The organism is Sinorhizobium sp. 6-70, from assembly GCF_030124375.1.
In the GTDB taxonomy this organism is placed as follows: Bacteria; Pseudomonadota; Alphaproteobacteria; order Rhizobiales; family Rhizobiaceae; genus Sinorhizobium.
This window is the reverse complement of record NZ_JASKLS010000019.1, coordinates 35,994-47,115: the sequence shown is the minus strand read 5'-3', so window position 1 is coordinate 47,115 and position 11,122 is coordinate 35,994. Positions and strand designations below refer to the sequence as shown.

General features: G+C 59.2%; 9 protein-coding genes. 8 read left to right on the top strand and 1 reads right to left on the bottom strand.

All coding sequences use genetic code 11. The annotated features are described in order from the left end of the window. Nucleotides 1–628 precede the first annotated feature (628 nt). Nucleotides 629–1,444: a calcium-binding protein gene (locus QN222_RS26985; protein WP_283965292.1), complete on the bottom strand. Its 816-nt coding sequence runs from the start codon at nt 1,442–1,444 to the stop codon at nt 629–631. Between the two features lie 774 nt (nt 1,445–2,218). Between QN222_RS26985 and QN222_RS26980 the strand changes: the two genes are divergently transcribed. The 8 genes from QN222_RS26980 to groL all read left to right on the top strand — a co-directional run bounded on the left by QN222_RS26980 (nt 2,219) and on the right by groL (nt 11,040). Then, the gene (locus QN222_RS26980; RefSeq protein WP_283965300.1) at nt 2,219–3,397 is read left to right on the top strand and encodes a cytochrome P450; all 1,179 of its coding nucleotides are present in this window, start codon (nt 2,219–2,221) and stop codon (nt 3,395–3,397) included. A 33-nt stretch (nt 3,398–3,430) separates the two neighbouring features. Further along, nucleotides 3,431–3,682, top strand: a complete 252-nt coding sequence (locus QN222_RS26975; protein WP_283965291.1) for a ferredoxin — start codon at nt 3,431–3,433, stop codon at nt 3,680–3,682. Between the two features lie 217 nt (nt 3,683–3,899). After that, a complete protein-coding gene (locus tag QN222_RS26970) occupies nt 3,900–4,445 on the top strand; it encodes a nuclear transport factor 2 family protein (protein ID WP_283965290.1) in 546 nt (181 codons plus the stop codon). A 131-nt stretch (nt 4,446–4,576) separates the two neighbouring features. Further along, entirely contained in the window at nt 4,577–6,196 is a 1,620-nt protein-coding gene (locus QN222_RS26965; RefSeq protein WP_284005670.1) for an SDR family oxidoreductase, read from the top strand. A 177-nt stretch (nt 6,197–6,373) separates the two neighbouring features. Beyond that, the gene (locus QN222_RS26960; RefSeq protein WP_283965540.1) at nt 6,374–7,438 is read left to right on the top strand and encodes an LLM class flavin-dependent oxidoreductase; all 1,065 of its coding nucleotides are present in this window, start codon (nt 6,374–6,376) and stop codon (nt 7,436–7,438) included. A 237-nt stretch (nt 7,439–7,675) separates the two neighbouring features. Next, nucleotides 7,676–8,635, top strand: a complete 960-nt coding sequence (nodD2, locus tag QN222_RS26955) for a transcriptional regulator NodD2 (protein ID WP_283965541.1) — start codon at nt 7,676–7,678, stop codon at nt 8,633–8,635. Between the two features lie 422 nt (nt 8,636–9,057). After that, the gene (groES, locus tag QN222_RS26950; protein WP_283965542.1) at nt 9,058–9,372 is read left to right on the top strand and encodes a co-chaperone GroES; all 315 of its coding nucleotides are present in this window, start codon (nt 9,058–9,060) and stop codon (nt 9,370–9,372) included. Nucleotides 9,373–9,411: 39 nt separating this feature from the next. Continuing rightward, entirely contained in the window at nt 9,412–11,040 is a 1,629-nt protein-coding gene (gene groL / locus QN222_RS26945; protein WP_283965543.1) for a chaperonin GroEL, read from the top strand. Nucleotides 11,041–11,122: the final 82 nt, after the last annotated feature.

The following is an 11,122-nucleotide window of genomic DNA, read 5'->3' as shown; positions in this document are numbered from 1 at the left end:
AGGACGCTTCGCAACCTGCCCCGGCACGGAACGAATCTCCCGAATCCGGTGACATAGTTCAGCCGCTACTTCGTCCGCTGACCACGTCGCCTCGGGCCCCGAGGAAGGCATGCGGTTTCTCGAAGCGGTGCCGCAGACGACCGCCTATGCCGCAGGGACTGCGCGCTTCGGATGCGGTGAGTCTGACGGTCACCACCATTCAAAGCCAGCGTATCTAATCCAGGTCCGACACTTGTAAGGGCGTCAAGGATTGCGCAGTGATGCCATCGCCATAGCTGCTCGGCATTCTGCACACCCATTGGCGCCTGGAAGCCTCAAGGACTGGCAATTTCCCGGACGGGGCGATAGGCCGATCGATGTGCAGATACTCCATGCCGCCTGCCGTTCGGCGACCAAGGCGACCGCATGGACCAAACGCGGCACAGCCTTTGCCGCCCATCTAGTTAGTAAAGTTATGATTTTCTCCGAATGTGACCAAGGCTCGATCGGGGGTTCGGTCTGCAGCCGACGCAATGTATAGAGCTTAAGCTGAACAACACTGCGCCTGCTCCGGGATGGCCCACGGTCACTGCAGGGGGGGAACGCTGCGTTTGGGCGGGCGTGGCGCGGTGCGGCATGGTTTTCCCGATCAGCAGAACATGAAATCCGACGCGGTCAGGCCGAGGCCGGCCAAGTGGAGCAAACTTTGCACGTTGCCCAGGTGCACAAAGTCGTCCACGTGGTTCTCGGAGGTAACATAACCCAGGTCCGCCGTCATGCTACTATAATCAAAATAGGCAATGATATCGCCTGCAGCCTCGCCGGAGATGGCCTTGGCTGCGGCCGAGCCATCGGCGAAACTGCGATCAGTGATCACTACGACGTGCTCACCGTGCGCGCCATCGGCGGGGCCGCTGTAGAAGGTGTCCACCTGATTGCCACGCGCCGCGTGATTAACGAAATTCGCATCATGACCATCGCTGCCAAGACCTACCGCATCGAAGGCGAAAGTATCTTGCGCTGGGTCAAAATCCACAATGGTGGTGTGGTCCGGGTTTGGCCCGAAGTTTTTGTCGACCCCGGAACTCGGGTTGTGGAACTGGAACACAAAGGTGTCGTGGCCGGCGCCGCCGGTCAAAGAGTCCCTACCGTCGCCCGCGAAGAGGGCGTCGTCGCCGGGGCCGCCGTAGAGCTTGTCGTTGTCCGCCCCGAGGATGGCCGCACCGAGGATGCGCGGGTTGTCGCGGCCCATGTCGCCGTAGAGGTAGTCGTTGCCCTCGTCGCCAAAGACGTGGTCATTGCCCACGCCACCAAAAACTCGGTCATTGCCCTCGCCGGCCGAGATGGAGTCGTTGCCGAAACGACCGTCGATCCAGTCATTTCCCGTGGGATCGACTATCATATCATCACCATTGCTGCCAAAGAGACTGTTGCTACCCTGGCCGCCGTGAATTGTCTTTTCCATCGCGAGTCCTCCTTATGAAATAGCCCCACGACGCCACTAGACTCATTCATATGCCCTATCGGGCAATTAGGGTAATTGATTGTTTGGATGGAACATATCGACATAGCGGATGCATCGAGGTGCGCTTCGCCTCGAATTAGAACTTACATGACCAGTGATCTGAGCTTGATCGGAAGCCTCCCGCGTGGAGGTAATCATCCAGATCGTTCTTAAGCGTTTGATGGCAGGGCATTCCATCCGGCTTACGCCGGTTCATGTTTAGGCAAGTGGTTGAGGTCGGATTGGATCTCGGCGCTTGCATGCGTTCTGCAGCGCGTGTCAACCCGCCAGGTCCTTGTGTCCGAAGCAGAACAACTATGTCGGAAATCGGACCAAAACAGTTGCCGAAGGCATGTAGCTGGTGTGGACAAGTGGTGCCGGGGTCAACGGCACGCAACTTGCTTCGATAATTTGGCAGGGCGGATGCCCGCAGTGCCTCAAGGAGCTAATGGGTGATTGATCAGCATCTGAACTTCAGCGCGCGTAAGCCGACGGCGGTCGCTCATGGACCATGGGCCGACCAGGATACTGTGCTGCTTAAATTAGCGACGATTTCATCCGCGCTGGTGCGTGGGTCAGCGCATCGTGCAGCAGAATCTCAAGGCGCCTAAGACGTGGCCGCGCCGGTAATCAACATCGATGATCGCCGGGCGATTTCAATCGAGCGCATGAGTGCATGACCTTGAGGAGAACCTAGTCGTGAGTAAGCCGGTTCCAGATCATGTTCCGCCGGAAATGGTAAGGGACTTCAGCTTGTTCACGTCGCCCGGCATGGGGCCCACGCCAAACGGGGATCCTCACGCAGCTGTCGCTTGCGCCCATGACGCGCCGCCCATCTTTTATTCTCCCAACAACACTCGGGACGGCCGCGGTACCTGGGTGATCACGCGCGCCAAGGACCAGCGCAGAGTACTGCACGACACCGCAACCTTTTCCAGCCATCGCAGCATCTTCGCCTCCGCGCTCGGCGAAAACTGGCCGATGATACCGCTGGAACTCGACCCACCAGCCCATGGTGTCTTTCGTTCGCTGCTCAACCCGCTGCTTTCGCCCAAGCGAGTGATCGTTCTGGAACCGGCCATCCGTGAGCGCGCGGTCGCGTTGATCGACGGGATCTCGGCGGCGAGCACAAGCTGCGACGTAATGAAGGATTTCGCTTTTCCCTTTGCGGTCAGTATCTTCCTCAGTTTTATTGGACTACCAGATGAGCGACTCGACACATTTGTCGGCTGGGGGAAGGATCTGCTCCACGGCGAGGGCATCAAGCGAACGGCAGCGGCGCGGACGATTGTGGCGTTCATCGACGACCTTGCGGCCATGCGCCGCAAGGAACCGGCCGACGATTTCATGACCTTCGTCGTGGAGGCTAAGGTCGATGGTCGCCTGCTGACCGACGAGGAAGTCCGTGGCATTGGCGTGCTTGTGTTCGTCGCCGGTCTCGACACGGTCGCAACGGCGATAGGATTTGACCTAGCCTATCTCGCTCGCAATCCCAAAGACCAGCAACTGCTGCGGAGAGAACCGGATCGAATTGTGCTCGCGGCCGAAGAATTGCTGCGCGCCTATTCCACCGTGCAGATGATCCGCGTGGCAAAGAAAGACATCGACTTCGAAGGCGCGCCGATCCGTAAGGGGGACTACATTTCCTGTGCGACTATGATCGCCAATCGCGACCCGGCAGAGTTCGCGAACCCGAACACGATCGATCTGGCACGGGAAGACAACCGCCACACCGCCTTCGCCTATGGTCCCCATCGTTGTCTCGGCTCACACCTCGCCCGGCGGGAGATCGTCATCGGTCTTGAGGAGTGGCTGTCTCGCATCCCTGACTTCCGTATCAAGGAAGACACGGCGCCCATCACCTATGGCGGCCATGTGTTCGGGATCGAGAATCTGATTCTGGCCTGGTCCTGACTAAAGGCGAGGGGAAAGACATGGAGGTACCGCATGCGCATCATCGTCCACAATGACAAATGCCAGGGGCATGCTCGCTGCTGGGCGCAAGCGCCGGACGTCTTCAAACTGGATGACGACGGCTACATCTTACGCGGTGACATCGAGGTTGCGGAGAGGGACGAACTACTCGCGACACGAGGTGCTCGATCCTGCCCCGAGCGTGCGCTTGAAATCGATCGCGCATTCGATGCGTTGCTTGATCGGTTTTTGTTCAATCAAGCCTGTGGAGGGTTTAACACCTAAATAGAGCATGGCTGTGGAGGACAGCGTATTGGACTGTCCAGACACAGAGCTCGCAAAAGCTGCTAAACAATCAACACCTTCAGCACTGAGCTGTTTCACGTCGGTGGGCAGCGGCAGGCAGCATTTGCCCGCGGTGCGGCTGCCTTAGTGCGAAATCGTTGCTGCGTAATCGGATGCGCGAAAGCGCCACTTCAATCTCAGAACCTGCTACAAAGCCATGCACCACAAAACATTCGTCGAATTACTTGACCGAGAGGCGATCCGCGACTGTCTCTATCGGTACTGCCGGGGGATAGACCGTGCGGATGAGGCGGCGCTACGCAGCTCCTACTGGCCCGATGCCTATGACAATCACGGGGCCTATGCCGGCTCGGCCGAAGGCTTCATTGAGTTCGCGCTCGGTGTCTTCAAAACCGAACCGCGCAACATCCATCAGATCACGAACGTTCTGATCGAGTTCATCAGCCCGGCAGAGGCCGCCGTCGAGAGTTACTTCACCGCGCTGCAACGCGGACCCGACGGCGGCAGGACGATACGGCAGGTTCTTCTCTGCGGTCGATATTGTGACCTGTTTCAAAAGAGGGAAGGGGAGTGGCGAATTGCCGAGCGCACGGTGGTCTACGATTGGCTCGAGGAGCAGAGCCCGCAGACGACCCCAGAGATAGAGCGGTTCGGTCTCCGCCGGCCGATCGGAGCGTCGCATCCGGACGATCCGGTCTACGCGCTCAGGAAGCGCCGCAGCCCTCCAAGAGCGCGAAAATGAGGCGAACCGCTGCTTAGCTGGAACGCATTACGTCTATCCGGGGCAGACTGGTCGTCACCGCCACAGGCCGCTGTACCGCGACCCGGTTCCTTGTCCTGAAATCCTACCGTTGATCAGGAGAACTTATCTCAATGAAGCAAGCAGAGCGCGTCGTCATCATTACAGGCGCTGCAGGCGGAATCGGCCGTGCCCTGGTCAATGCTTTTGCCGCGGACGGAGGCACTGTCGTCGCTGTCGACCTCCCGGGCAGCGGCATCCTTGAATTTGCCCGCGGTCTCGGCCACCCGCACCTCGGACTTGAGTTCGATGTCTCGCGAGAGGACGATATTGTTGCGCTTTATAAACGCCTTGAAGCACAGTTTGCGCGCATCAGCGTGGTCGTCAATAACGCGGCTATCGGGCCTAGCATGGATGCGACCGCCGACACCAGTGTCGACGCTTTCCGACGCGTGTTGGCAGTAAACCTGATCGGGCCTTACGTTATGGCGCGGGAAGCGGCACGGCGGATGGAGCCGGGCGCTGTCATCGTCAACGTGGCCTCGCTGGCGGGCGTATTAGGCAATCCCAAACGCAATGCTTACGCCGCCTCCAAAGCGGGCCTGATCTCGATCACGAAATCCTTGGCATGCGAGTTGTCGTCGCGCGGCATCCGCGTGACGGCAGTAGCGCCCGGCTATGTGCGTACGCCGATGGTCGAGCAATTAGAACGCGCCGGCGCGGCGGATCTCGCCGCTGTTCGCAGGCGCGTGCCGATGGGGCGGATGGCGCGCGCCGACGAGATCGCCCGGACAGTGCGGTTTCTCGCCAGCCGGCACGCGGGTTACATCAACGGTTCAGTGCTGACCATTGACGGTGGTTGGATGTCCTTCAACCAGCCGGGTAATGCGAACCTGTCAGCGGACGGGACGCCAAGAGCTGAACTCTTCGGTCCGGCCGGGCATGTCGGTGCGCGAATCGTGCTTGTCACAGGCGGGGCGGACGGTATAGGCGCGGCCGTCGCTCGCCGTTTTGCCGCAAACGGCGATACTGTCGTTATTGTTGATAAGGATGGTGCTGCCGCGGCAAAGCTCGCGTGCTCTCTCGGTGGCAAGCATATGGCGAAATCCGTGGACGTTACCGTCGAGAGTGACGTGGTGACGCTGTTTGAGGAGCTGCGAGTGCGCTTTGCCAGGCTAGACGTCCTCGTCAATGCTACTGTTGTGGTCGACAGTTTTGTCCCAGGCCTCCAACAAACAACAGATGAGATCAAACGCGTCCTTGATGTCAATCTCACCGGCGCCTTCATCTGCGCGCGCGAGGCGATCAAGACGATGCGCCCCGGCGGCGTGATCGTGAATGTCGGCACGACCCACACCTTTGTGCCCTTCGCGCCGCGCCACGCCTATGAAGCGTCCCAAGCCGGAATCGAAATCCTGACGAGGTGCATGGCGGCCGAACTCGGGCCGGTTGGTATTCGGACAGCCGCCGTCACGTCCGGCAACACCGGCACGCCGGCCACCGCTCAGCGCGCAAACGTCGGCAGCATCGCGCCGAAAGGCTTCCGGCCGAGTATTCCCGTGGCCAGGATAGGAGAGCCGGAAGAGGTAGCTGACGCAACATTCTTCCTGGCTTCGCCTGACGCGACATACGTCAACGGTTCGACCCTTAGCGTGAACGGCGGGCGCACTTTTTTTGGCGATGCTGAATTTGCAAGCGACCTCGATCAGGAACAACCAACGAAAGCCGCCAAATGGCTGTCGATCATGCCCTAGGCGGCTGCGGCGGCTTGTCGAAAAAATTCTAGTTTTAGTGGGTGCTCACGACCGCGATGGCAAGCGAATTGCCTGAAAAATCGTGGGGCTGCAAACATCGTCCGTTGCGGCCACGAAATTCGCGAAGCTGCTCGAGCAGCCCGATGGATAACCCTCTCCGCAACCGAAGGAATTGCCATGGAATTCGCGACATTCATCCTTGCCGCCCAGCGCGGTTATCATCAATCGTCCGATACCGTCATCCGCAACTCAATCGAACAGGCAGTCGTTTCGGAACAAGCTGGCTTCAACGCCGCGTGGTTTGCCGAGCACCACTTCAACAATTACAGCCTGGTTCCATCGCCCCTGATGATGGTAGCGCACTGCGCAGCCCTGACGAGCACCATTCGGCTTGGCACCGGCGTCTGTGTGCTACCGCTCTATCAACCGCCGCGCCTGCTTTCCGAGATCGGCTTGGCCGATGTCGTTTCGAGCGGCCGGCTTGAGCTCGGGGTCGGCTCGGGGTACCAGCAGTTCGAGTTCGAGCGCTTCGGCGTTGATGTCGATGAGGCGCCAACCGTGTTTTCGGAATACCTCGATATCCTCCTCAAGGGGCTCAACCAGGAGATCTTCGAGCACGACGGCCAGTATGAGAAGATACCTCCCACCGCGATTTCAGTGCGCGCCATCCAGAAGCCGACACCGCCGATCTGGATTGCGGCCGGGTCGGAGCGCCGCATGAGGAGGGCCTATCGCGAGGGCCATAATCTGTTCGTCACAGCATTTCACGACGGCTTGGATGCTTTAGGCGCGCGGCGCGTAAGCATCGAGAACGCAGCGGCCTCCGAAAGTAAGAATGTCACGGACGCCAAGATATCACTGCTGCGCTGCTGCTATGCCAGTGACCACGAGGCGGAGATCAACAGCTATCTCGACAACGCCCGCTTCCAGCGACGGCTATCTGAAGCGTTGCATCAGCGCCGCCAGCAGAGCCAGGACGGGTATCTGCTTGAGGAAACCCCGACGCAACAGGACCTTTCGTTCGAGAGCATGCGCGAGAACCTGCCGATCGGCAGTGTAAATCGGGTGATCGATCGCCTGCTGGAAGAAATTAGTGTGCTGAAACCGTCTCAGATCGCCATTCAGACGCAACTGGGCGATTTCGACCAGAAGACGATGCTCCGGCAAATCGAGCTTTGGGGAGACAAGATAATCCCGGCGGTCAACTCGGCCACGCGTGAGCTAGCGATAAGGCCGGCGTAGGCGCAGGTTCAAGCAACGTCTCTCAGACCGTGCTGTGCATCCCATTGTGAGCGCTTTGTCGGGACCCGCTGCAAGTGCTGGACCGCATACGAACCGGGAAACGGTCATCCGACCGCGTCGGCTGACCCCCTACGAAAGTCTCCCGGTAGGCGCCTTGATTCCGGACAATTTATATTACTAATTAAGAATGCTGGCAGTTAGGGATGGCATACATCCACGTTATGGATAGATGAAGATATGCGGTTCAAGGGCCTTGATCTAAATCTCCTCGTCGCGCTCGATGCTCTGATGACCGAGCGGAACCTCACGGCGGCGGCCCGCAGCATCAATCTCAGTCAGCCGGCCATGAGCGCGGCCGTCGCCCGGTTGCGCTCGTATTTCCGCGACGAGCTATTTACGATGGCTGGCCGCGAGTTTATTCCAACACCGCGTGCGGAAGGGCTCGCGTCCAAGGTGCGCGAGGCTCTGCTGCACATCCAGCTCTCCATTGTTTCCTGGGAGCCGTTTAACCCGGCCCAATCGGATCGCCGTTTCAAAATCGGTCTTTCCGATTACGTCACCCTCGTCTTTTTTGAAAAGATCGTGGAGCGTGCGGCGCAAGAAGCTCCCGGCGTCAGCTTTGATTGTCTGCCACTTGCCGACGACTTCGAGGAGCTACTCCGGCGCGGCGATGTCGATTTTGTGATTATGCCGGAAGTATTCATGTCTGTGCATCCTCGCGCAGCACTGTTTGAGGATAAATTTGTGTGCGTCGGCTGCCGCTCGAACAAGCAGCTCTCAGAGCCACTTACATTCGAGAGATACATGTCGATGGGGCATGTTGCGGTCAAATTCGGGAACACCCGAACGCCTTCTCTCGAGGATTGGTATCTGCTCGAGCACGGCTTCAAGAGACATGTTGAGGTCGTCGTACAGGGTTTCAGCATGATTCCGCCCATGCTGGTGGGGACCGAGCGCATTGGAACCATGCCCTTACGGCTCGCGCAGCATTTCGCAAAGACAATTCCTCTTGAGATCGTCGAACTTCCGCTGCCACTTCCCCCATTCACCGAGGCCGTTCAGTGGCCCGCCCTTCACGACAGTGATCCGGCAAGCCTGTGGATGCGCGAGATGTTAGTACAGGAGGCGTCCCGTATGGGTTTGGCACGTGCCCCGGAAACTCTGGAGGCTCCTGGATTTGATCTCGTCGTTCAATAGCCCTCGTGCGGATGAGGCGCTGCTCGCAACAAGTGCGCCTCGTCATCGCCAGGCTTCCATGAAAATGGTATTGCGCTCCGCTTTCGAAATCTCTTGACGTCGGATTTTCGGCGTTTGCCGGAGAAGACTGTTGCCGAAGCGTGGGGCCGGCGCACTTCGGTTAAGCTGTTGTCGCGGTACAGTCAGGGACGCGGGCCCAGCTTGCGCGCCTGTCGTCATCCGCGTACGCCATCCGTCACTCGGCGCTAGCGGAATCCGTTTAGCACTCTCCACCGGGGAGTGCTAAAATATTTGTCGCCTCCTCTTGAATTCAATTTTCGACAAACCAGATCAACTACTGCCAGTTGCCGGAACGGGCGCCTGTCCGGAGTGCATCGGTCCGCCAAAGGGCATTTATCGATCCGTTTACCCAGGAGGAAGGCATGAAGTTTCAACCACTCCACGATCGCATTCTCATCCGCCGCGTCTCGTCCGAAGAGAAAACCAAAGCCGGCATCATCATCCCAGACACGGCCAAGGAGAAACCGCAGGAAGGCGAAGTGATCGCAGTCGGTCCGGGCGCTCGCAATGAGCAGGGTCAACTCGTGGCGCTCGACGTCAAGGCAGGAGATCGCGTGCTCTTCGGGAAATGGTCAGGCACGGAGATCAAGATCGATGGCGAGGACTTGCTAATCCTGAAGGAAGGCGACGTGCTCGGGGTGATCGAAGATTTGGGCGCCGATAAGAAAGTCGCTTGAGAGCGTGCGACCGACCAAAGTTCAGCCAAGGAGTGAACCATGCCTGTCAAAGAAGTAAGATTCCATTCCGATGCCCGCGAACGCATGCTGCGCGGCGTCGATACCCTTGCCAACGCCGTCAAAGTGACACTTGGCCCTAAGGGCCGCAATGTCGTCATTGACAAGTCCTTCGGCGCGCCACGCATCACCAAGGACGGCGTTACGGTGGCGAAGGAGATCGAGCTCGAAGACAAGTTCGAGAACATGGGCGCGCAGATGCTGCGCGAGGTTGCGTCGAAAACGAGCGACATTGCCGGTGACGGCACCACCACCGCGACGGTGCTCGCCCAGGCGATCGTCAGGGAAGGCGCCAAGGCCGTTGCCTCTGGCATGAACCCAATGGATTTGAAACGAGGCATTGATCTCGCCGTTGATTCGCTCGTCGCCGAGTTGAAAGCCAATGCGCGCGACGTTTCCAAGAATGAAGAAATTGCCCAGGTCGGCACCATCTCGGCCAATGGTGACGCGGAGATCGGCCGCTACCTCGCCGAGGCGATGGAGAAGGTCGGCAATGACGGCGTGATCACGGTCGAGGAAGCCAAGACCGCGGAGACGGAACTCGAGGTGGTCGAAGGAATGCAGTTCGACCGGGGTTACATCTCGCCTTACTTCATAACGAACCAGGACAAGATGCGGGCGGAGTTCGAGGATCCCTATATCTTGATCCATGAAAAGAAGCTCTCCAACCTGCAGGCCATGCTGCCGGTTCTGGAATCCGTCGTGCAATCGGGTAAGCCGCTTCTTATCATCGCCGAGGACGTCGAAGGCGAAGCACTCGCCACGCTTGTCGTCAACAAGCTGCGCGGCGGACTAAAAGTCGCAGCCGTCAAGGCTCCTGGTTTCGGGGACCGGCGTAAGGCCATGCTCGAGGATATCGCAATCTTGACGACGGGGACCGTGATCTCCGAAGACCTCGGCATCAAGCTGGAAAACGTCACGCTCGACATGCTCGGCCGTGCAAAGAAGGTCTCGATCGAGAAGGAGAACACCACGATCATCAACGGCGCCGGCACGAAAGCGGACATCGATGGGCGCATCGCGCAGATCAAGGCGCAGATTGAAGAGACGACATCCGACTATGATCGCGAGAAGCTGCAGGAGCGCCTTGCCAAGCTCGCCGGGGGTGTCGCAGTCATCCGCGTCGGCGGCTCGACGGAAGTCGAGGTGAAGGAACGCAAGGACCGCGTCGACGATGCGCTTCATGCAACGCGTGCTGCAGTCGAGGAGGGCATCGTGCCGGGCGGCGGCGTAGCACTGTTGCGTGCAGTCAAGGCCCTTGATGGCGTGCAGACCGCCAACGACGATCAGCGGGTCGGTGTCGACATCGTCCGCCGCGCCATCGAGGCTCCGGTACGGCAGATCGCCGAGAACGCCGGTGCGGAAGGCTCGATCATCGTGGGCAAGCTGCGCGAGAAGGCGGAGCTCTCCTATGGTTGGAACGCCCAGACTGGCGAATTCGGCGACCTCTTCTCAATGGGCGTGATCGACCCGGCCAAGGTCGTCCGTACCGCGCTTCAGGATGCGGCCTCGATTGCCGGCCTGCTGGTCACCACCGAAGCGATGATCGCCGAGAAGCCCAAGAAGGAAGCTCCGCCGGCGATGCCTCCGGGCGGTGGGATGGACTTCTAGCAAAGCCTGAAGCGGCATTCCGCTTCGGCTTGCCGGCAGCTTTCAACAAGATGTACGTTCGGTCCCGTCCGAGAGAAGCCGA